16 protein-coding genes and 2 pseudogenes are annotated in these 24025 nt (G+C 40.0%); 14 read left to right on the top strand and 4 right to left on the bottom strand.

The window, feature by feature from the left end; genetic code table 11:
• Positions 1–5: 5 nt before the first annotated feature.
• From HWQ41_RS06680 to HWQ41_RS06655, 6 genes are all read left to right on the top strand, one after another.
• A complete protein-coding gene (locus HWQ41_RS06680; protein WP_292760862.1) occupies positions 6–1307 on the top strand; it encodes a glycosyltransferase in 1302 nt (433 codons plus the stop codon).
• Entirely contained in the window at positions 1304–2560 is a 1257-nt protein-coding gene (locus HWQ41_RS06675) for an O-antigen ligase (protein ID WP_292760861.1), read from the top strand. Before HWQ41_RS06680 ends, HWQ41_RS06675 begins: the two co-directional genes overlap by 4 nt.
• Before the next feature lie 66 nt (positions 2561–2626).
• A complete protein-coding gene (locus HWQ41_RS06670) occupies positions 2627–3544 on the top strand; it encodes a hypothetical protein (RefSeq protein WP_292760860.1) in 918 nt (305 codons plus the stop codon).
• A 100-nt stretch (positions 3545–3644) separates the two neighbouring features.
• The gene (locus HWQ41_RS06665) at positions 3645–4592 is read left to right on the top strand and encodes an NAD(P)-dependent oxidoreductase (RefSeq protein ID WP_292760858.1); all 948 of its coding nucleotides are present in this window, start codon (positions 3645–3647) and stop codon (positions 4590–4592) included.
• Between the two features lie 4 nt (positions 4593–4596).
• Positions 4597–5832, top strand: a complete 1236-nt coding sequence (locus tag HWQ41_RS06660) for a glycosyltransferase family 4 protein (protein WP_292760856.1) — start codon at positions 4597–4599, stop codon at positions 5830–5832.
• A gap of 451 nt (positions 5833–6283) precedes the next feature.
• Positions 6284–7108 carry a glycosyltransferase family 4 protein gene (locus HWQ41_RS06655; protein WP_292760855.1) on the top strand — a complete coding sequence of 275 codons (825 nt, stop codon included), beginning with the start codon at positions 6284–6286 and terminating at the stop codon, positions 7106–7108.
• 23 nt (positions 7109–7131) lie between these two features.
• Here the strand turns inward: HWQ41_RS06655 and HWQ41_RS06650 are convergent, their stop codons facing one another.
• Both HWQ41_RS06650 and HWQ41_RS06645 read right to left on the bottom strand, forming a co-directional pair.
• Positions 7132–7782 (bottom strand): YdcF family protein, encoded by a 651-nt coding sequence (locus tag HWQ41_RS06650; protein ID WP_292760854.1) that lies wholly within the window; start codon positions 7780–7782, stop codon positions 7132–7134.
• Positions 7783–7810: 28 nt separating this feature from the next.
• Positions 7811–8341 carry a hypothetical protein gene (locus HWQ41_RS06645; protein ID WP_292760852.1) on the bottom strand — a complete coding sequence of 177 codons (531 nt, stop codon included), beginning with the start codon at positions 8339–8341 and terminating at the stop codon, positions 7811–7813.
• A gap of 494 nt (positions 8342–8835) precedes the next feature.
• Between HWQ41_RS06645 and HWQ41_RS06640 the strand changes: the two are divergent.
• The 8 genes and pseudogenes from HWQ41_RS06640 to HWQ41_RS06605 form a co-directional block, all read left to right on the top strand.
• A pseudogene (locus HWQ41_RS06640) lies at positions 8836–12129 on the top strand (phycobilisome rod-core linker polypeptide); the annotation flags it as partial.
• A 377-nt stretch (positions 12130–12506) separates the two neighbouring features.
• Entirely contained in the window at positions 12507–12995 is a 489-nt protein-coding gene (gene apcA, locus HWQ41_RS06635; RefSeq protein ID WP_292760851.1) for an allophycocyanin subunit alpha, read from the top strand.
• 65 nt (positions 12996–13060) lie between these two features.
• Positions 13061–13549, top strand: coding sequence for an allophycocyanin subunit beta (apcB, locus tag HWQ41_RS06630; RefSeq protein WP_292760850.1), 489 nt, complete (start codon positions 13061–13063; stop codon positions 13547–13549).
• Between the two features lie 223 nt (positions 13550–13772).
• On the top strand, positions 13773–13979 hold the full coding sequence (locus HWQ41_RS06625; protein ID WP_292760849.1) for a phycobilisome linker polypeptide: 207 nt from the start codon (positions 13773–13775) through the stop codon (positions 13977–13979).
• 543 nt (positions 13980–14522) lie between these two features.
• Positions 14523–15083 (top strand): heme NO-binding domain-containing protein, encoded by a 561-nt coding sequence (locus HWQ41_RS06620; RefSeq protein WP_292760848.1) that lies wholly within the window; start codon positions 14523–14525, stop codon positions 15081–15083.
• 1 nt (position 15084) lies between these two features.
• Positions 15085–16533, top strand: coding sequence for an ATP-binding protein (locus HWQ41_RS06615; protein WP_292760847.1), 1449 nt, complete (start codon positions 15085–15087; stop codon positions 16531–16533).
• 302 nt (positions 16534–16835) lie between these two features.
• Entirely contained in the window at positions 16836–18038 is a 1203-nt protein-coding gene (locus HWQ41_RS06610) for an FtsW/RodA/SpoVE family cell cycle protein (RefSeq protein ID WP_292760845.1), read from the top strand.
• A 36-nt stretch (positions 18039–18074) separates the two neighbouring features.
• Positions 18075–18919 (top strand): annotated as a pseudogene (locus tag HWQ41_RS06605) (class I SAM-dependent methyltransferase).
• On the opposite strand, the gene HWQ41_RS06600 reads toward HWQ41_RS06605, so the two are convergent.
• Both HWQ41_RS06600 and HWQ41_RS06595 read right to left on the bottom strand, forming a co-directional pair.
• The gene (locus tag HWQ41_RS06600; protein WP_292760844.1) at positions 18894–21203 is read right to left on the bottom strand and encodes a hypothetical protein; all 2310 of its coding nucleotides are present in this window, start codon (positions 21201–21203) and stop codon (positions 18894–18896) included. The pseudogene HWQ41_RS06605 and the gene HWQ41_RS06600 sit on opposite strands and share 26 nt — an antisense overlap.
• 13 nt (positions 21204–21216) lie before the next feature.
• A complete protein-coding gene (locus HWQ41_RS06595; RefSeq protein ID WP_292760843.1) occupies positions 21217–23451 on the bottom strand; it encodes a hypothetical protein in 2235 nt (744 codons plus the stop codon).
• Positions 23452–24025: the final 574 nt, after the last annotated feature.

Raw genomic sequence — 24025 nt, 5'->3', positions numbered from 1 at the left:
TAATTATGAGTATTTTTCCTCCGTCTGAAGAGTCAATCACACGTCAGCTTTTAGAAAACAGCAATCACCGAATTATGCTGTTCGATCTGGCTACAGGAGGACATCATCCAAGTTACATCAGTCATTTGATTAATTATTGCTGTGAGGCAAAATTACCAATTAATCTAGATATAGTTGTATCCCCAAAGTTTATCGATGAACACTCTGATGTTGTAAAAATATCTCTAGATCGGAATAGTTCGCAGATTAGATTTATCCCAATAACTGTAGAAGAATATTCTGATTTCATTAGCAACCATTCTTTAGTCAAAAGGATTTTTAGAGAATGGAACCTATACTGTAAATATGCTAGGGAGCTAAAAGCAGAACACTGCTTATTAATGTATTTGGATACTCTTCAATTACCTATAGTTTTGGGGAAAAAGTCTCCTTGTAAGTTTTCTGGCATTTATTTTAGACCGACATTCCATTACAAAGAGTTTGATAACTACACATTTTCTCGGAAAGATATATTTCGACAATGGCGACAAAAATTGCTTTTATCTGGAGTTTTAAATAACCCCCAATTTCAATGTTTATTCTCTTTAGATCCGTTTGCAATTAAACATATCGAAAAGCTTCACTCTCAAGCTAAAGTTTTTCATTTAGCAGATCCGGTAAGAATATATAAGTCTGAGCAGTATAAAATAGAGCAATTACGCCAAAAAATTAGAATCGATCCAGACAAAAAGATATTTCTTTTGTTTGGTACATTAACAAATCGTAAAGGCATCTATCAATTACTAGATGCTATTCAACTTTTACCTTCTGATATTTGTGAAAAGCTATGTTTATTATTGGTAGGTTCTATATCATCAACAGATAAAATATCAATACAGAGTCAAATAAAAAAGATTTCTCAATCCTTACCTGTACAAATAATTATCCGTGATGAATTTATAGCAGAAGAGAATGTTCATCTCTATTTTCAGCTAGCAGATGTGATACTAGCTCCTTACCAAAAACATGTTGGAATGAGTGGGATATTATTGCTGGCTGCTGCTGCACAAAAACCTGTATTATCATCTAATTACGGTTTAATGGGACAGTTAGTACGTCATAATAGGCTTGGGATAACTGTAGATTCAACATCGCCTCAAGCAATTGCTAATGGTATTATAGATTTTATTAATGATGAGCAGCATCAAGCAATATTTTTTGATTTAAAAATGATAGATGAGTTTGTAGAAGATAATTTAGCAGAGAATTTCTCTCATACTTTGTTTAAGCATATTTATGCACAAATAAACATTAGCCCTAATTTATGAATTTGAAAATATCTGTTTCGTCATTTTACTTGAAAGTAAAAATATTATTATTTTCAATAGCTCTTTTTGGCTATGGAATAATTGCTTCCTCAATCAAAGATGCTTCAACTTCACGTTTGACAACTATACCTTATCGAGCAATTGTAATTTCACTAAGTATATTAGTACTTTTATTTATCAAAAAGAAGACTAATGCCAGCAATAACACAAAAACAAATAAGCAAAAAAAAGTATCATTATCTTTATTGGTTTTTATATTTATTATTTTTTACACTTTTAGAATAATATACGATCTAGGTTATAATGACCTCTTGGTTAAAGAATCTAGTGAATACTTATTAAACTGGTTCGGTATTTGCTTAATACCAGGAATAACTTTTCTATTTTTAGATTTAAAATCGTCAAAAAAATATTTGTATTTATCTTGGATGTTTCTAACGCTCGCTTCAATTCTAGCATTACCTCTAATTGCACAAGGACAAGTTAGTAAAACATTTACTGAACAAGGTAGACTTGGTGGAGAGGCATTCAACCCTATTTCTTTAGGCCATCAAGGTGGTTCACTATTGTTAATCAGTCTGTACGTATTACTAAACAGAGAATCTTCTAAAAATAGGATTACTAAAATATTATATATTTTTTCTTTGGTGACAGGTCTGATTTTGCTATTTTTTGCAGCTTCAAAGGGACCAATTATAGCGATTATTGTATGTGTTTGTTTATTATTAGTTAGTTTGCAACGCCAGGGGGTTAATATATTTAAAATATCCGGTATCATTGTTATTGTTGCTATTTTTGCAAATATCGCATTTTCATTTTCAATAGATTCTGGTAGTGGATTATTAGAACGTTTCTCATCTCTTTTGAATGGAGATGATTTTGATGATTCAAGATTTGTTCAACGACCAGAACTATATCAAAAAGCGAGTGAACTTATCACAGAGTACCCAATATTTGGTTACGGTTTAGAAATTCCCAATTTAGGATATCCACACAACCTGATATTAGAAGCGTTTCTTGCTACTGGGCTTTTAGGTGGCTCCTTATTTGTGATAATTTATATTTATGCAGCAATCAAAGCAATAGGTATAATTATGGCAAAAAATAGCTCTTGGAGTTGGTTAGGGTTACTTTATATTCAATATTCTATAGGTACTATGTTTTCTGGCTCTTTATACGGATCGTATACATTTTGGTATTTGCTTTTTGCTATTTTTGGGTTAAAAAAATTAGATAAATTAGTAAATAATTAAAATTTGTATTCTCATGTGATTTTAAATCAAAATTAAACAAATATCACTATTAATTTAATTACTTCAATGAACTATTCACCGATCGCACTTTTTGTCTATAAACGTCCAGAGCATACTCGCCGAACTCTGGAAAGCCTGATACAGTGTCCTGAGTTTGTGGATAGTCCTCTCTATGTTTTTTGCGATGGGGCAAAAAAAGAAGAGGATAAAGAAAAAGTAATGCAAGCTCGTGAGGTAGTCTACTCTCTAGTAGGAACTAAAGCTGAAATTATAGAATCTACAACGAATAGAGGTTTAGCAAACTCGATTATTTCTGGTGTTACAAGTTTGTGTGATAAATACCAACGTGTAATTGTAGTAGAAGATGATTTAGTCGTTGCACCTCAGTTTTTGGGCTTCTTGAATGTAGCTTTGGAAAAGTATAAAAATGAAAGTTCTTTAATGCATGTTACTGGATATATGTATCCAATTGCAGACTTTAAAGATGGAACTGATGCACTATTTTTACCTTTCATATCTTCATGGGGATGGGGTACATGGAAAAGAGCATGGAATTATTTTGATCCACAAGCTACTGGATGGGAACTATTAAAAAAAGATAAAAATATGCGCCATCGTTTCAATCTTGATAGTAACTATAATTTTTTTGAAATGCTTAAAATGCAAATGTCTGGCGATATTGATTCTTGGGCTATACGTTGGTATTGGAGCATTTTTCAGAATAATGGATATACAGTCTTTCCCCCAATTAGCTATGTTAAAAATATCGGTTTCGACAGCACTGCAACACATGGGAATTGGACTTCACGTAAATACTTAAATCAATTGGATTATCCACATAATATAACCAATATTGATTTTCCTAATAACATAAAAACAAGTTCGGAAGAATATAAAATTATTCAAAAATTTTTACTAAAGTTAAATCCTAGATGGCTTTCATTTACCAAAAAAATTTTAAGCCCTGTTATAAAAAAACAATAATTAAAACTATTATGAATTAATAAGCATATTTAAAATACTGCGGTTAAAAAAATAAACCAAATGTATTTTTGTCTTCTTAACAAATTGAGTAATAAGTCTAATGTCAATAGTTTGGATAACTGGAGCACGTGGTTTTATTGGTAGGAATTTATCAAAACATCTAGCAAAACAGGAAAACAAAGTTTTGGGAGTTGGTCATGGAGCATGGCCTCCTGAAATATCTACTAACTTTGGTGTTTCCTACTGGATAAATGGGGAAATTGATGACTCAAACCTGCGGCAGTTATTTGATAAATCTGGGCGACCCGATATGATTTATCATTTAGCTGGAGGTAGTTCAGTTGGTTTGTCGATACAAGTACCTGCTGAAGATTTTCGCCGTTCTGTATCTACCACAGCAGCACTTTTAGAGTGGATTCGAGGCAATGTACCGGAGACTAAATTAGTAGTCAGCTCTAGTGCAGCTATTTATGGCAATGCTCAAATGGATGCAATTACAGAGGATGGGTACTTTATGCCTTATTCTCCTTATGGGTTTCATAAACGTGCTGCTGAATTACTATGCCAATCATATGCCCACAACTTTGGCTTGCAGATAGCAATTGTGCGACTATTTTCCGTATATGGTCCTGGTCTATACAAACAACTCTTATGGGAGTTATGCTGCCGTTTGCGCCAGTCACCATCCATACTTAAACTTCATGGTACTGGTTATGAAATTCGTGACTGGCTTTATGTAGAAGATGCTGTACGTATCTTAATAGGAGCAGCTAATAGTGCTTCTTACGCTCCCTTTATTGTCAATGGTGGCACTGGTATTGGTACTTGCGTGCGCGATGTTACAACTCTACTATGCCAAGCCTGGGGTCAATCACCTGAGCTACAGTTCTCTGGCAAACATAGAGTCGGAGACCCCTTTTCACTAGTAGCTGATACTCAACGCCTGCAAACTCTTGAATTTATTCCCAAACACAAACTAGCGTTGGGGCTGGAGGAATATGTTCGTTGGTTTCAGCAAATGGAGCAATCGAAATCTTTAATAAGTTAAGAAAATGAGTAAACCAAAAGCAATCGTTATAAATTTATCTACTTCAGGGAAACGATTAGGAGGCGCAGCAGTTGCGGCTGAGTGGCATAGTCGCTTTATGGCTCCCAAATTTAATGTAGAACTGTGGCGAATGTGGGAAAATGACGAAGAATTTTATATTGATGAATTGAAAGTTCGTAACTTTTCTACCAAAGCTAATTTTGGAATTTTCGGTCAACTACTTCCGAAAAAAATCAGGGGATTATTTTTAGATAGTACTATCTTAGATAACATACTTGCTATTCATCCTGATATTATTCATCTACAAAATCCACTTCCGGCTCTAGCCTTTGAAAAAATAGCTCATCAAGCATCATCTAATGGTATCAAGGTGGTAGTTTCAACTCATGGTTTTTATGAGGTTATGAACCCGAATTATGGCTTGAAAGGTTATCAAAGATGGGCTTGGAAACAAGGTATAACCCAACCCATTATTCGAGCTTTAAATTCTGTAGATGCAGTTTTGTCTGGTTATCCTAATGAAAAAGAAATGCTTATAGAAAAGGGTGTTAGTCAAGATAAAATTTATTTAGTTCCAAACGGTATTAATCCTTTTTTCTTAACGCCTCCATCATCTGAAGACTGTTCTACTGTATTAGAAAAATTTGGTATTTCTCAAGAAAAGCCTATTTTGCTGTTCATCGGAAACCATACAGGTAACAAAGGACTAGAGACAGTTTTAAAAGTAGCATCTTGTTTGTCACAGCCTGCTTCTGTGGTAATTGGTGGCAAGTTATTAACTCCAGATGAGCCATTACAATGGCAACAGAAAATTCCGTCTGCAAGTGATGTAGATGTTATTTTTACTGACTACTTAACATTAAGCGAGCAAAAATCGCTATATCATTTATCTACAATACTTCTTTTTCCCAGTATGGCAGATACTCTGCCATTAACTATTTTGGAAGCAATGGCGAGTGAGTTACCTGTAATTGCCTATGATGTTGGTGGCATATCATATCAACTTACTGATAACTGTGGCATAGTAATTAAGCCTGCTGATTTTCATGCTTTTCATACAGCAGTAGAACAACTAATAGATAATAATAACTTGAGAGAAAAAATTTTCCAAAATGCTAAAATTAGACAAAGACAATTATTTTCATGGAATATCGCAGCACAAAATACAGTAGAAATATATCAAACAATTCTCCAAATGGAAAAATATCCCAAGTATAATTATACAATCAAAATAAATTAGCGAAAATCACAGTATCTAATCAAATTATCGGGAGCAGCATCTATTCTTATTAATACTTTAATTAGTCCTGAAGAAAGTCATGCCAACAATCACTATAATAACTCAATATTTCCACCCCAGTCTCTCTGCAACCTCTCAATTGATGACTGATTTGACAAAGGGACTATCTCAACATGGCTACACTGTAAGCATATTCACAGGGACTAAAGCAAAAGATAGGAATCCAGAATTCTTAAGCCAAGTAAATGTCAACCGCGCATTATCACCCATCAAATCTGGCACCAGCATCCTCAGTAAAATTACTAGCTCAATATTTTTTCTCTTAGGCGCTTTCATCTACGTAATATTTCGCCAGTCCCAACAAACCCCCCTTCTTATTGCTTCCAATCCTCCTTATGCGGGCATTTTGGGCATTTGCTTCAAATTCCTAAAAGGAGGCGAATATTATTTTATGCTACAAGATATATTTCCTGAATCTGCCGTCATGTCAGGCATCATGCAACCAAATAATATTTTGTTTTCTCTTTTTAGTAAACTAATTTACCTTACTTGTAAATATTCCCAAAATACGATTGTTCTCAGCACTTCAATGCAAGTTTTTCTAGAGCAAAGATATCCTGATTTAAAACAAAAAATTAAGGTAATTGAAAACTGGGCTATAGAAGATATACCAATTTGTGAAAAACAAAATAACGAATTTGCTAAACAGCATAATCTCAACGAAACATTCACAGTTTTATATTCCGGAAATCTGGGTAGATTACACGACATTGAAACTATTGCCGCAGCCGCAAAAATCCTGAAAGATTGTCCTATTCAGTTTGTCTTTATTGGTGACGGAGCTAAAACTAAAATATTAGAAGAAGCGATTCAAACGCATCAACTAAAAAATATCCTATTGTTACCTTACCAGCCTAGAGAATTACTCTTGCTAACCCTGACAGCTTGTGATGTTTCCATTGTCAGTCTGATTCCTGGTGCTGAGTGTCTTGTTGCTCCATCTAAACTCTACGGAATGTTCGCGGCAGGAAGGGGAATTATTGCTATTTCCTCTCCCAATTCTTACATTGACCAATTATTAACAAATTATGGTTGCGGTATTAACAGCCCTCCTAATAACCCACAACATCTAGCTGATTTGATACTGAAATTAGCTAATGAACCTGTAAAAGTTAAGATAATGGGTGAAAAGGCGCGTCAACTGTATGAAACCAGATATAAATTTAAGCGTGCTTTGGATGAATATGAAAAACTTCTATTTGATCTGACTTTTTGATCCGGCTGTTGTTCAGGAGGCAATCATGACAGTGACAGACGCGGGTTTAAACTCGCTCCCGTCTTCCCAGTCACAACCCACAAAAGCGATCGCCCACAATCTCGCAATACCCGTATCAAGGTTTCTGACTTGTGTCCTTGCGAAGGAACCTCCACAGTTGTAACTGCAACCCCGTGACTACCGAGAACGATCGCCGCGATCGCTCTTGCCCTCTTCATGTGATAATCCGATGTAATTAGATAAATATGCTGTAACTTCTGCCTGACAAAATCTTCTACCAAAGTCGTAAAATTAGTCACAGTATCCGTTGCTCTACCATCTAAGTGCAACCGCTGATTCGGAACGTCAAACTGTTGGAAAATACGGCGATTAACATCAAGATTCCTAGCATAATCAGAAACCCAAATATCTACATTAGTGTGAGATCGCCAAAATCGGGCAGCAAACTCCATTCTTTCGGAAGCACTCCCCAAGACTAAAATAGCCTGGGGTATTGGGGCTTGATGGAGTGCAACAGCTATTCTTACAGGAATAATACTAGCCAAGAAAAAGGCGATCGCCAAAACGAGCATTACGAATATTTTTTGGGTATTGAAACTCAAAAGTATGCTGCTACTGCTAGCTACTACGAAACCAGGAATCAAGCCAGGAAATTTACGTCGCCCCTTCAGCATAAAATGTCAAATTTCAAAACAGGGTTAATTAAATGTCGCATTGATTGGTTTGACAATATTTGGCATTATCTATAAATCCCTGCAACTTATTCAAGGGAATTATCTGAAATGATGACCCACCCTGCACCTCAGCAGTGATGTAAGCAAACTTTTGCCCACGAGAATACTGGTCACGCCCAACTTTGGTGACATAGCGAGACTTCTGGAAGTCATTGCCAATATTGGAATTATAAATATTTTGTAACAGTTTCACTGCTTTAGCATTTTTTGTGGTGAATTTGAGGCTTGAGTCACCACTCACAGTTATTCCTTCTTTTGTGACTGTCCCATTTTCAGAAGTGACATCAGCATAAAAGTATAATTTTCCCTTTGTACCTTCGTAGCCGTGCGCTTCGCTGTTGTATCTCAGGGTTGGTAGTTGAGGTCTAGTCTTTGCCCACTTCACAACGGTGTCGATGTTTTGTTCTGGAAGCGCATTTGCCGGAGTCACAGCTAAAATAATTGCGATCGCAGACAGGGTAGCATTGAATAAATAGTTAAAATTAGAACTTTTGTGCATAGTATTTTACCGTTAAACAATGCTAAGAGGTAAAGCTAAAACCACCACAATTTGACAATTATTTCCAGGATGGCGTTATTTCTGAAAATGAAGTGAGTAGTAGCAAAAACAACTTAGCATCGACCAATGACTACTGTCCACTGGCATTGCTAAAGGCAATTTGGTTTCAACAGAGATTTTGCACAAGTTGTAATAATCGTTGGGTATCCACTGTCTACCGATAAGTAGTTACAAAACTTATATTTTATCTCAGCCAAATAAGAGTATCCATTCTTAAGACTGGATACATTCAAGATCGAGGTTCTACACACTTCTTAATAAACCAGCCTTGAGAACGCAAAACGTTCTAATCTAAAAGCTAACTGGGTTAATTTACTGGTAGTTTTGCAGGCAGTACTTTCAAGCTCACAGAGCATAGACACACCGATATGTCAAGCCTCAAAACGACCCAGACTTAACACATAAACGCTTATGATGGGAGTTTTACAAATCCGATGAGTGTTAAGGCGAGTGGTGGAAGCTCAGTTGCGCGTCCGCAACTATATCAAACCCTAACTGTAGCCACAATTACCCAAGCGGATCAGCAAGACCGCTTTTTGGGAAATGGTGAACTAAATGAACTGGCAAGCTATTTTGCATCTGGTGCAAAGCGTCTAGAAATTTCCCAGACGCTGACGGAAAATGCCGAGATTATCGTATCTCGCGCTGCCAACCGGATTTTTGTCGGTGGTTCGCCAATGGCTTTTTTAGAAAAGCCTAGAGAAGCAGAACTAGTAACTGCTGGTGGTGGTGCTAATGTTCAACAAGGGATGCAACTGGGAACCGTAACTTACGTTGAAAGTCGTGGTGGGTTCCTAGAAAATTTACGCTCAATCTTTAACTCATCCCCCAGCGGCCCGACACCCGCAGGTTTCAGACCAATAAACATTGCTCGTTATGGCCCGAGCAACATGGCCAAAAGCTTGCGGGATTTATCCTGGTTCTTGCGCTACGCTACTTATGCGATCGTTGCTGGCGACCCCAACATCATAGCCGTGAATACACGGGGTTTGCGGGAAATAATTGAAAATGCCTGCTCTGGTGAAGCAACGCTGGTAGCTTTGCAGGAAATCAAAGCCGGGTCACTTTCTTTTTTCCGCAACGATGCTGAGGCTACAGAGATTGTGTCTCAGTACATGGATGTTTTGTTAACAGAATTCAAAGCAGCCACACCTTCAAATAAACTGCGCCAACGCCCCTCTAGCGACCAGCAAGGGTTGCAACTGCCCCAAATTTACTTTAATGCGGCAGAACGGCGTCCCAAGTTTGTGATGAAGACTGGGTTATCAGCTAGCGAAAAAAATGAGGTAATCAAAGCTGCATATCGGCAAATTTTTGAGCGCGACATTACCCGTGCTTATAGCTTGTCCATATCTGACCTAGAATCCAAGGTCAAGAATGGCGACATCTCTGTAAAAGAGTTTGTCCGTCGTCTAACTAAATCTCCCCTTTACCAAAAACAGTTTTACCAGCCTTTTATTAACAGCCGAGTCATCGAACTAGCTTTCCGTCACATTTTGGGACGGGGGCCAAGTAGCCGCGAAGAAGTACAAAAATACTTCTCGATTATTTCTAACGGTGGTCTACCAGCCTTGGTAGATGCCTTAGTAGATTCTGCTGAATACGGCGACTATTTTGGCGAGGAAACAGTACCCTATCTCCGGGGTCTGGGTCAAGAAGCACAAGAATGTCGCAACTGGGGGCCGCAGCAAGACCTGTTTAACTACAGTGCGCCTTTCCGCAAGATACCTCAGTTCATTACCACATTTGCGGCTTACGAGCAACCTCTACCAGATCAGCATCCTTACGGTTCTGGGAATGACCCCTTGGAAATTCAGTTTGGGGCGATTTTCCCGAAAGAAACTCGCAACCCCAGCACCCGTCCGGCTCCTTTTGGCAAGGATACCAAGCGCATCCTGATTCACCAAGGGGCAGGGATTAATAACCAAAATAGCAATCCCAAGGCGCGGGGTGAAGCTCCTGGTACTCTTGGGCCTAAGGTGTTCAAGTTAGATCAACTGCCTGGTACTATTGGTAAAAAGGCTGCCAAAGGTTCTAGCGTCAGATACTCCGAAAGCTCCACGCAAGCAGTGATTAGAGCTGCTTACCTGCAAGTTTTCGGTCGAGAACTCTACGAAGGTCAGCGCCCGAAGGTATTGGAAATCAAGCTGGAAAACGGTGACATCTCTGTGCGGGAGTTTATCCGTGGTTTGGCTAAGTCGGATGTATTCCGTAATCTGTACTGGTCATCGCTCTATGTTTGTAAAGCGATCGAGTATATTCACCGCCGCTTGTTGGGTCGCCCGACTTATGGTCGTCAAGAAATCAACAAGTACTTTGACATTGCTGCTAAACAGGGCTTTTACGCGGTAGTTGATGCGATTATTAACAGCGTAGAATACAACGAAGCATTTGGTGAAGATACAATTCCTTACGAACGGTATCTGACTCCTGGTGGTGTATCAGGGCGACAATTGCGCGTTGGTAGCATTCGTGATGATGTTGCTGCGAAAGTTCAGAAGGAAGTAACGCCGAGCTTTGTGACACTGGGTACAGTGACAGAAAAGCGGTCAGAACCAGATATTCAGTTCCGCATTAACCAAGGCGTCAGCAAGCAACGCGAACAGACCAAAATCTTTAAACTGGTGGCGAATACCAGTGACAAAGTTGCAGTCAAAACTTTGATCAGCGCTGCCTATCGTCAGATATTTGAGCGGGATATTGCACCCTACATCGCTAAAAACGAATTTACAAAATGGGAAAGCAAGCTGGGGAATGGCGAAATTAGTGTGAAGGAATTTATTGAAGGTTTGGGTTACTCTAACCTCTACCTGAAAGAGTTCTACACACCTTACCCCAACACCAAAGTAATTGAGTTGGGAACTAAACACTTCTTGGGACGTGCGCCACTAGACCAAGCAGAAATCCGCAAGTATAACCAGATTTTGGCTACTCAGGGTATTCGTGCCTTTATTGGTGCTTTGGTAGATAGTGTGGAATACAACCAGGTATTTGGTGAAGATACGGTTCCTTACCGTCGCTTCCCGACCCTCCCGGCGGCAAACTTCCCGAATACTGAGAAGCTGTACAACCAGCTTACCAAGCAAAACGATGACGTAGTTGTGCCTAGCTTTAAGCCAGTGCAAGCCCGCGTCGGAGCTAGTAACGATACACCGCTGTTGACACAGGCGATCGCAGATATAGCAGCCCAAACAAACGGTAAGCCCTCATTTGCTGAACTGGGTCGTTCCTACAACGATGGTAGCGGACAATCTGTGGAAATAGGTGTGCGTAAACATGCACGCATTTACCGTCTAACGGAAAGCACCAACCAAGCCGACAGACAACAGGCAATCAACGCCATTTATCGGCAAGTGTTGGATGTATTTAGCGGTGAAGTGCCTGATAATTTCCACCGTACTGACCTAGAGGGCAAACTCCAGAATGGTGAAATTTCTGTTCGGAAGTTTGTGCTTGAACTAGCCAGTTCCGAAATCTATCGCCAGCGCTTCTATACACCTTATCCTCATGCCAAGGTGATTGAGTTCCTCTTCCGTCACCTGTTGGGGCGTACACCCGCAACTCAGGAAGAAATTCGCCAGTATAACAAGCTGCTAGCCGATCGCGGTTTGTCAGCTGCTGTAGAAGCAATAGTCGAAAGCCCAGAATATAGCCGCTACTTCGGTGAAGATGTTGTGCCTTACAACCGCTTCCCATCACTGATGGCAGGTAACTACCTCGGCAGTGTAGCAGTTGATTAGAGAGTAGGGAGTAGGGAATGGGGTACAGATTATTTGCTGTCCCCTGTCCCCTGTCTCCTTCGTAACCTTTCGTAATACTGCTCTCAGATTGCAGCCAAAAGAGCAAATTCTGAAAAGCAATATTACAAAGTGTTAAGAGCAGTCATAAATGCTCAACAGAATGCCGGAAAATGTTTTGCGGAAGGTAATTGAGTTTAAAAGCTTGTGTACTTATGTTGACTCAAGCAAACTCGTAATTTATTAGCCGTAGCAGTTATGAAACTGTTGTGTCTAAAACGACGAGAAAACAAACTCAGTAAACCAAATTAAAAAGTCGCACCAGTTTAATCAAATCCTGGTTTCATTCGTATTGGAGGAATCCATTAATGAGTATTGTCACGAAAGCTATCGTGAATGCTGATGCAGAAGCCCGCTATCTCAGCCCTGGTGAGTTAGATCGGATCAAATCCTTTGTTGCAAGTGGTGAGCGCCGTGTGCGGATTGCTCAAATTTTGTCAGAAAATCGTGAACGGCTAGTTAAGCAAGCTGGCGATCAACTGTTCCAAAAGCGTCCTGATGTTGTGTCTCCTGGTGGGAACGCTTACGGTCAAGAATTGACAGCTACTTGTCTGCGTGACCTAGATTACTATCTCCGCCTCGTTACCTACGGTATCGTTGCTGGTGATGTTACCCCCATCGAAGAAATTGGTGTTATCGGTGCCCGTGAACTGTACAAGTCCTTAGGAACTCCTATCGATGGTGTTGCTGAAGGTATCCGTGGGCTGAAGAATGTCTCTGCTAGCCTGCTATCTGGTGATGACGCTAGTGAAGCTGGTAGCTACTTCGACTACCTAGTTGGCGCTCTTCTAGGATAGGGTAAAGCTGTTTACCTACTGAAACAGAAGTACTGCAATACGGTTGGAAATAAGGAATTAACAACATGGCTCAAGACGCAATTACCGCTGTCATTAACTCCGCAGACGTTCAAGGTAAATACCTAGACTCTTCTGCTTTAGAAAAGCTAAAAGTTTACTTCTCCACAGGCGAACTGCGGGTACGTGCTGCTAGCACCATCAGCGCTAACGCTGCTGCGATTGTCAAAGAAGCTGTAGCAAAATCTTTGCTGTACTCTGACATCACCCGTCCGGGCGGCAACATGTATACCACCCGCCGCTATGCTGCTTGCATCCGTGATTTAGACTACTACCTCCGCTACGCTACCTACGCTTTGTTGGCTGGAGATCCTTCCATCCTTGATGAGCGTGTGCTAAATGGCTTGAAGGAAACCTACAACTCTTTAGGCGTTCCCGTCGGTGCTACCGTGCAAGCTATCCAAGCAATCAAGGAAGTAGCCGCCAGCTTGGTAGGTTCTGATGCTGGTAAGGAAGTCGGTGTTTACTTAGACTATATCTCTTCTGGCTTAAGCTAAGAGCTAGTTTGCGCTTAAGAATTTAGGTGCGGCTTTATTAAGGTCTGGAAATCAACCGTGAGTGCTAGAACGTTATATTGCTTATCTTGGTAAATTATCAGTGATGAGTGTTGGTGGTCTAGTATTGATGTTTGATTTCCAGCCTTTGAATGATTAAAAGATTTGCACTCAAGATTTTGAGATAAAAAAAGTTTTCACAAAGTATACAGGAGAATTTCAAAACATGGCCCGTTTGTTTAAAATTACTGCTCTAGTTCCTAGCCAAACCCGAATTCGTACCCAACGCGAACTGCAAAATACTTACTTCACTAAGCTAGTTCCCTATGAGAACTGGTTCCGCGAACAGCAACGTATTCAAAAAGCAGGCGGCAAAATCATCAAGGTGCAACTGGTAACTGGTAAGCAAGGCACTAATGCTGGCTTGTCGTAATTCTGTAAATAGAAGATTATTTTAGGGAATTGGTAAGAGGTCGAAAAAGACCTCTTTTTTATTGAGAATTGATCCTACAAAAAATCTATAGGACTCATATTTTGTTTTTGAAAATATACTGAGACTTAAAAGCTCAGTTAAAACAGTAGTCGGTACTGTCGCTTTGTAGCAATTTTATCAGCAAGCTTATCAAAGAGTCGATCGCCAAGCTCAGAAAATGCGATCGCACACTGATGATTCTGCTAAGAGTTCTCCTAACATTATCTATTATCTCTCCCAAGTCCTTACTACAAACTCTTCATTACTAGGTTGACAAAGTAGTGGCTAAAAGGGATAAGTGAAAATACGGTTGTATTATTTATGACTTGTAGCATTAAAATATGAATAGTTTTCTCTACTTTTTGGGTTTTTAAAGCTGTAATAAAATATTTCCAGGTTTGACTACAGAAAATTTTGTCATTTAAATAAGCCTTTTAGGGAATTAGTTGTTGAGTCTTGGGCAAATTCACAAAGCAAAATTAGGTGCAGCAAGAGGAGGCTTCTATGTACGGATTAGTGAACAAGGCGATTCAAGACATGGTGTGCAGTCGCTTTGGCGAAGAGACTTGGAAAGAAATTAAGCACAAAGCAGAGGTGGATATAGATGTTTTCCTCAGTATGGAAGGCTATCCTGATGATATGACCCACAAGTTGGTAAAAGCTGCTAGTGTCATTCTCGGTTTATCTCCCAGAGAAATTATGCAAGCTTTTGGAGAATTCTGGGTTCAGTACACAGCCCAAGAAGGCTATGGCGAAATGATGGACATGAATGGAGATACACTGCCTGAGTTTTTAGAAAACCTCGATAATCTTCATGCTCGTGTAGGAGTTAGTTTTCCCAAACTCCAGCCCCCATCATTTGAGTGTACTGATATGGAAGAAAATTCTCTGAGCTTACATTATCACTCTGATAGAGAAGGGCTAACGCCAATGGTTATTGGACTAGTTAAGGGATTGGGAACCAGGTTTGATACAGAAGTTCATATTACCCAAACCCAGAGTCGAGATGAGGGTGCTGAACATGATGAATTTTTAGTGATTTATAAACCAAATTCAGCGCAGTAGCATGGCTCCTCCTCACCTTACGCTTTCGCCAGAGTTGCTGGCGAAAGCTTTTCCCTTCCACTTTGCCTTTAGCCGTAATCGGGAAATTGTACAAGCTGGTGATGTCTTAGGGCGCATTAGTCCTGAACCATTGGTTGGTAAATTGATTGAGCAGCATTTCCAGATCAATCGTCCAAAAATTTTGGTCGATTTTGATGCTATTAGTAAACAGTCTCGTGCCCTGTTCATATTAGAGTTTCTCCACAATGGAATGCAGCTCAAGGGTCAGATGATGTATCAACCAGAGCCGGAGGTGATATTTTTTTTAGGTTCTCCCTGGATTACAGATGCAACTAGCCTGGCTCCTCTGGGTATCAAACTCAAAGACTTTGCGATTCACGACCCAATTGTTGATTTTCTGTTTCTACTGCAACCTCAGAACACCAATTTGGCTGATGCCAAAAAGTTAACAAGTGAACTGAAACAGCAAAGGGCACAACTACGGAGTGCGCTGCAAATCAAGGAGAATTTAGCGCAAATTGCTGAGGCTCAGACTAAAAAATTGCAAAAATCCCTCCGGGAGCTACAGCAAACTCAAGCCCAATTAGTTCAGGCTGAGAAAATGTCCAGTTTGGGACAGTTAGTTGCGGGAGTCGCTCACGAAATTAACAACCCTGTTAACTTTATTTACGGAAATTTGAAATATACAAAAGATTATACGGAGTGTTTGCTGAAGCTTGTGCATCTTTACCAGCAATTTTATGCCAATCCTGTATTAGAAATTCAAGAATACATTGAGGAAATTGATTTAGATTTTTTACTAGATGATTTGCCCAAAATCCTAAATTCGATGCAAGTAGGAGCCGAACGGATCTCTGAAATTGTCTTGTCCCTGCGGAATTTCTCTCGTCTTGATGAAGCGGAGAAGAAAAGAGTTGATATTCACCAGGGAATTGATAGTACTTTGCTAATTTTACAGAGTCGTTTCAAAAATAGTGTTGATCATCCTGGTATCAAAGTAGTTAAAAATTATGGAAATTTGCCTTTAGTAGATTGCTACGCTGGCCAACTCAATCAAGTATTCATGAATATTATCAGTAATGCAATCGATGCGCTGGACAACTATAACGAGAAACGCGCGATCGCAGAAATTTACGCTAGTCCTAATAAAATTACAATTACTACGGAAGTCATCGAAACGAACTGTGTGATCCGAATTGCTGATAATGGTTCAGGAATGACAGAAGCAGTTAAGGAACGACTGTTTAATCCATTTTTCACAACTAAGCCTATAGGTAAAGGTACAGGATTGGGTTTATCAATTAGCTATCAGATTGTAGTTGAAAAACATGGGGGAACATTGAGATGTGTATCAGAACTTGGACAAGGAACTGAGTTCTGGATTGAAATTCCCCTATCTATGGACAGACAAGCAGTTAATTGCGTCAAATCATTAAGTTTAATTAAATAAATCTCCTCAAAATCCAGCTTAGTTTAGGAATACTTGAAGTCCATTTTCTAGCGATCGCTCTTAACTATCCCATTAAGAAATTCCCAATAGTAAGTCATTTATAATATTGTTAAATTGGTATAAAAAAATACTCGCTTTCCCCTGAGTAGCGATCGCAATTTGTCAGAAATATTGATCGAGCGGTGTATTGAAGTTGACAACTCTAAGATTTATGGTTGTAAAGCCTACTTATAAGTTATGATTTATGATTTATGAGTTTTATTTCTAACTCCTAATTCCTAACTTTTTACCTAGTACTGCTCGTGAATCTACGCCGCCTGATTCCAATTTTTGATATTTCTGTCTCCAACTGGGCATTAGAAGCGCGGTTGTTGCGCTGGTTAACGTTGATTTGGCTGTTCGTCGGCTTGATCATGCTATTCTCAGCATCCTATCCCGTCGCTGACGCCCGTCAAAATGATGGGTTGTACTACTTTAAGCGTCAACTGCTTTGGGTCTTAGTTTCCTTAATCGGATTTAATATTATTGTTAATTTCCCGTTGCAGAAAATTTTGGGACTATCCCATTGGTTTTTGTTGCTGTTTTTGGCATTAATTTTTGTCACACTGATTCCAGGATTCGGAAAAAAGGCTTTTGACGCAGCGCGTTGGATTGCGATCGGGCCAATTCCGATTCAACCTTCAGAATTAATTAAACCCTTTTTGGTGCTGCAAAGTGCGCGGCTTTTTGGTCAGTGGGAACGAATCAGTTGGCGGGTTCGCTTGGCTTGGTTGGGTATTTTCGGTCTGGTACTTTTAGGAATTCTTGCCCAGCCTAACTTGAGTACAACAGCACTTTGCGGCATGACGATTTGGCTAATTGCTCTAGCAGCTGGCTTACCTTACAAGTACCTGGGAGGAACAGCAATTGGTGGAGTGATATTGGCAATACTCAGTATTAGTATTAAAGAGTATCAGCGTAAGCGGGTGATGTCATTCCTCAATCCTTGGGCGGACGCTACAGGAGATGGCTATCAGTTAGTGCAAAGTCTACTAGCCGTGGGTTCTGGTAGAACTTGGGGTTCTGGATATGGGCTTTCTCAACAAAAGCTGTTTTATTTACCAATTCAGGACACCGATTTTATTTTTGCCGTGTTCGCTGAAGAGTTTGGCTTTGTTGGCAGTATGGTGTTGTTGGCACTTTTAGCTACATTCGCTACTTTCGGATTAATCGTGGCGCTGAAGGCTAAAAATACAGTACATCGATTGGTAGCGATCGGCGTGACGATTTTGATGGTAGGACAATCATTGCTCCACATCGGTGTTGCTACAGGTTCTCTACCGACTACTGGCTTACCTTTACCCATGTTTAGTTATGGTGGTAATTCCATGATTGCCAGCTTAATATCTGCTGGGTTGCTGATTCGGGTAGCACGCGAGAGTAGTGAAGCTGAGGTAGTACCGTTGCGAAAACCCCTATTTGAAAATGGGCGCAGACGTCGAGCTTTTCAGAAAAATAAGAATTGAGCTAGTACGCCTTTGCACGAGCAAATTGAATAGATTATGAAAGACCTAAAACAAACAATAATCAGCTACTCTAGCACAGACCTCGAACAGCGCAAACATTGGTATTCTCCGGCAGCAGAAGCTTACAACAAGGGAAGACCACGTTATCCTGAAGATTTGATTCACCAAGTTGCGGAAATTGCTCAACTCTCCACTGACTCAAAAATTCTGGAAGTGGGATGTGGCCCTGGAACTGCAACAGTAGGCATCGCTCAATTGGGTTGTCCTATAATCTGCTTAGAACCCAATCCAGATTTTTCAAGTTAGTTCAACAGAATTGTCAACCGTATTCCAATGTAAAAATTGAGAATACATCTTTTGAAGAGTGGAAACTAAAATCACTTGAATTTGATGCCGTCTTAGCAGCAAGTTCTTTTCATTGGATATCACCAGAAGTTGGATATCCAAAACCAGCAAATGCCCTACAAGAGAATGGCTACCTGATTTTATTGTGGAACAAGGAACTTCAACCCAGCTACGAAGTGTACCAAAGCTTATCGCAAGTTTATCAAGTACATGCTCCATCTCTTGACCGATATGAAGACCAAGAAACTCAAGAATATATCTTGAGACAATTAGGAAATATGGCCATTGATTCGGGGCAATTCAAAGACTTGATATCTGGACAAGTTACATCAGAAATAACCTACACTGTTGATGAATATTTAACACTTTTGAACACTTACTCGCCATACATAAAATTAGATCCAGAAAATAAAGAGTCTTTATTTTTGGGATTGAGGCGTTGCATAGAAGATGATCTTGGAGACAGTCTTCAACTTTCATATATCTCTGCTTTTCACATCGCCCAAAAAGTTACCTCAGAGGGAAGGGAGTCTTAAATGGGCTATTGTTGGGTGGAAAAGTACGCGGAATTGGGTTAATGCTAGGTATAGGAGTAGGCACTGCTTTTTTCATGACTGTGATTGCAAATCCTCTCTGTTGAGCCTGCTGCTTACCAGATACGTCATTAACTTGCAGTGCGATTTGAGGCGGGAAGGCTTGATTGACTGGAAGCTTTATTGAGTCAACTGGTTTAACGTCATTGCCGTATGGCAGAAGTTTAACCTGAATATTTTCTCCCTCTACTCTCCAACTCAGAGTAGCAGATGCTCCTTCGTTGAGAACCAGATTTGGTTGCTCACTACCGTTGATTCGGAAAAAGACAATCTTAAATGGTTTCGGTAATATTGCAATTTTTGATTCAGTCTTTTTAGAACTAGTTTTTTGACTTCCATTGTTAGCAAAAGCTTTGATTTCAAACGCAAAGTTTCCGGCTTTCGTTGCTGGAAGAGGAATATTTGTACATCGCAGTTGTTGATTTTGTTGTGTACATAGTTTTTGAAGTTTAGGGTCGGCAATCTTACCTTGATTAAATTTATAAGCAATTGGTTCACCATATGATGTACCATCATCTGCACTACCAGCAATTTGAACTTGTGCTAGCAATAATGGACGGACAATTGTCCAACTTAAAAGAATATTTTGACCTTTTGTATACTGTGGTTTATCTGCTTGAAAATTAACAACTTCAGCAATTTGTTTCTCAGCTATTTCTACTTGGGTTGATTGGCTGGCTACTTGGTTATTTGGAGAAAATAATTGTATACCATTACGATAAAAGGCTTGTAACTCAAAAGTGTAATTCCCTTTTGTTTTCACTCCAGTTTTAACATTGCTACAAATTAGCTCTTGTTTTTCTTGCACCTGACAAGGAGGTATTTCATTAGCGCTTCCCTTACCCAGTGTTTCAGGAATGCCATTGCTAAAGTCATAGGTAATAGGCTGAATAGGTTGCGAACCTTTGGCCGTCAGAACCAACTTTTGCAACTGTTGATAATTGTGAATGTCCCACTTCAAAGCTATTTCATCCTCCTCTTCAGTAATTCGAGGGTTATTGGCACTAAAATTTTCTAATCTCAAAGGATCGGGGTTTAAAATTCGCCAAATGATGAATCCTATCCCTCCTAAGAACCCCAAAATTACCAAAACTAATAGAATAAATTGCCACCAAGGACGGGGTTTCCACACCAAAGTTCCCTGAGACAATGTGTTAGGTAAGGGTAAATTTTGTTGGTCTTTGATATCAACTTTAAAGTTAACAATTAGCCCTGCACCAAACCACGGTCGTCGCCACCAAGGTCTGGGTTTGACCGTCAAATTGGCCACAGCACTTCTATTAGGCAATAATCTTACTTCAGTAGGATCAAATTTGTAAGTATATAGTTCTTCTTCATCTCGACTTTCTAACCTTAATATCAGTTCGCGGACAATATTGCCCTGGTTTGATAGTGATAATTCGTATTTGCCAAGACTACGGCTAACTTGTGCCAAGATGGTATTAAGTTCTATATCTAGGCGATAATTTGTAGGAATTTGGATGTACACCAAATCCAGCAGTACTAAGTCTGGAGAGTTTTCCGAATACAAGCGGATTGTCGGAGAATAGCTTCCCGCCAGGGTATCCCCAGGTGGGTGAAATTTCAACAATATTTGACCTTGAGTACCAGGGTTGAGTTCTAGTGCAGTCACGTCAGACACTAACCCTGGCCCCTCAAATCCAGTTGCCGGATAATTGATTGTGAACCAATCATCGTCTAAATCTGGGCAATTCAAGCGGAACCTGTCTACGAGATAAGAGCGATTATCAACTATTACCTCTACTTGCAGAGGCTCACTAGGATTGAATATTAGCGGCTTGTTGGGGTTGGTGTTAGGTCTAATGGAAAATGTCGGGTCATTTACCCGAATTGCAGTCTGTTCTTTTAGTAGAACCTTAATTTGGTTTGGGAAGGTTATGGGAGTATCTTGAGGATAATGTAGAGGGGAATCTACGACTAGTGTATAGTCATAAGTTCCTGGGAGAGCATTAGCGGCGATTTGAAACTCAAATGTTACTTCGTCGCTATTTTGTTGGGGAGCTAATGCTAAACTTTCTCTAGGAGAACTAGACCAACCGGTTAAATTTTGAAATACTTCGTCAAAAACAAAATATAAGTCAATAACCGCACTCTGATCTCCCTGATTGATCACAACAACATAGAGTTGAATAGTATCTCCTGGCATCCCAAATTGAATTCCAGGTGGGTTGATAATAACTTGCAGTGGATTGAATTTAGCTTGCATGTCATTGACTCCCTTATTTAATGCGGTGCAGTTTCACCTGAAAATCTTCACCACCACTCACAATCATGGTTCCTTGATTAGTTTTCAAGTCGATACTATTGATTTTTTTAGAGCTTTGGTAAATTGTTTTACCTTTTGCTGCCTTTGTTTTGTCGAGCTGATGTTTGGGAGTTAAGTACCAAACCACAACTCGTCCATCATCGCCACCACTTACTAAGAGACTACCATCATCACTAAATGCCAGAGTATGCACAGATGTTTTTGATGCTGGCCAGCGGTCTAGTGGCGAACAATTGAGTTCATTTACTTTTTCGAGCGGATTCGGATTTTTGATAGTTTTACATTGATTTAAATTCCAAATCGTAATGAATCCCGCAGAGTCGGAGGTTGCGAGGATTTTTTCTGCCGAGTTAGGAACAAAAGCCAATCCCCAAATATAGTCTTCACGCCCAACTAGTGGGTCTAGTTTTTCTAGATTTTGCACTGATAAACTTGGGAATCGTTTATCAGATTGAGTTGGATTCCACTGCCACAAGATGAAACGCTTAAAGTTTCCGGCAATTACTAGAGTTTTTGCGTCTGGGCTGAGATTTAATGCCCGGACTTGGAAGCCTGATAGTTTCAATGTACTTTGTACATCGATAACTTGCGGTTCTGGCAGAAAATTGCTGTTAGGCACTGGTCTTGACCACAATCTAACTTTACCACTGCCATAACCACTGAATAAGTTAAGTGAGTTTGAGGTGAAAGCTAAATCAAAAACGCGATCGCCTTTTGCTTTAGGATCTTTAAGGTCTTGAAGTTGGCTAATCTTTGCACCTGAGGGGACATCTCTTAGTTCAATTACACCATTGTCTAAACCAACAGCAGCACGATCATTTTGTAACGGCATGAAGCGTAAGACCTCTACAGCGTCATCGGTAATCGCCATCAAACCCTTGGGCTGTTGCCGTTGATCACAAGCAACGGGCTGCCCAACGTATGTTACTCTGTCATCGGGGTCTAAGCGATCAGCACCGATTCTCCAAAGTCTTAAGGTGCAATCATCTGAGCCACTGACGACAGATAAACCAATGCCACTAAAACGTACTGAGTTTACAGAACGTGTATGCATTACATCTCTTGGTTGCAGTATTAATGCTAGGAGTGCGGCTAATAATGCGATCGCAGCCAGCTGTAGCCATAAAGGTATAATTGGCAGAGTCTCCACTTCCAATGTCTGCGTGGCGGGGTCTGTACTCCCTAAACGTTGGTCGGATAATTCAGATTTGGCCTCTAATAATAGAGTTTTGCCGATTCCTACCCAAGAGCGTTTTGTTTTCACATCCAGAATGACCTTACTTGTCTCTCCTAGATGGAGATTGGCAATTTCGGGAAGCTTTTTGAAACTACATTTTCGCCCGTCTCTACCCTGCACCTGGACATTAATTTGCTGGTTGATGTTACTAGTATTTTTAAATAGTAATTCAAAGGAAGCTGTATCAGACTTCCAGTCAGGCAACCATGCCGATTTACTAGGAATTCTGAGGTGTTTTTGTGTGGTGGTAAAGCCTATAAAACCTACAGGTAAGACTTCAACGTTGCCTTCAGCATTAGTTGGATAACCATTATTGCTAACAGCTTCAATAGTAAAAGGGTAATTTTGACTGGGCGCTTGCACTACAGATGGAGGTTGGCATTGAAATGTGGCTTCTGCTAAACCACCTGGATCTAAAGATAATCGGCGTTCTGCACTGCCAGCGAGCCAAGATGGATCAACGCCTGTAAAACGTAGCATCACATCAGTCGGTTGTTGCCCCAAGTTCCGCACCCGTACTGGTATATCTACAGAATTGCGGGGATAAACTTGGAACTGTCGCACAGGCAATTCTACACTTAAATGTGTTGGTCTGTTGTCTCGCTCGATTTTCAGGCGCAGCACAAGTCTGCACTGTTGTGCTAATTGCGGTGAAAAAATCTTTACCATCAGGTTGACAGTACCGACAAATCCCGCAATGGGTGTATTGAATACGAAAACTTGGAATATGGTACTACTGCCTGGTGGCTTCGCTGCTGCTACCTCTGGTTCGAGTCTATACCAGAGATATCCTGTGTTCCGGGTTTCTCCGGCTGCGGCAATTTCTATCTGAAAATTGACAAAGCGATCGCTGTCATTATTGACAGTTACCTCAAATGAGACAGGAGTATCACCTGGACGAAAGGTTAGGTTCTGAGTAGAAAGACTGGCATTAATAACACTTTTTTCCATGCTATTACTTATACTATTTTATTATTTTGCATGACTAACACGATTAAAAAATTAATATAGGAATCCGGTTTGATTCCTGAATTTACTTGCGTGGGCAGGGAACAGGGAATAGGGAACAGGAAAGAAGGGATAGATCCGTACTGAGTCTTGTTCAAAAATCAAATAGGAGTCCTATATCTGCGAAAACGTCACTGTCACAATAGGTCTTTTGGTTTGATTATTCAAATGTATATATTCAGTATTGTGTAATAAATTTGGCAATTTATAAAAGTCATTTTCAGAAAAGCTATATATAGCGTTTTCTACTCACATGAGGTACATCTTAGCCCCCTCCTCGCTTGCCTACGGTGTACACACAAGTCTGAAGTAGTTTACGAATCTGGTTTTTACCCCACCCTAACCCTCCCCTTGTAAAGGGGAGGGAACTAGATTTCCGGCTTCCCCCCTTTACAAGCTACGGTGTACACACAAGTCCTAAAAACCTAGCTTGATAAGGTTTTCCTCGTTCCCAGGCTCTGTCTGGGAATGCATTCATTGAGTCTCCGACTCAATGTCTGACTGGAGGCAGCAGCCC

The organism is Nostoc sp. NOS(2021) (assembly GCF_017115025.1).
Taxonomy (GTDB): domain Bacteria; phylum Cyanobacteriota; class Cyanobacteriia; order Cyanobacteriales; family Nostocaceae; genus Nostoc.
Note: the sequence above shows the minus strand (reverse complement) of the source record. Positions and strands in the feature narration are given on the sequence as shown.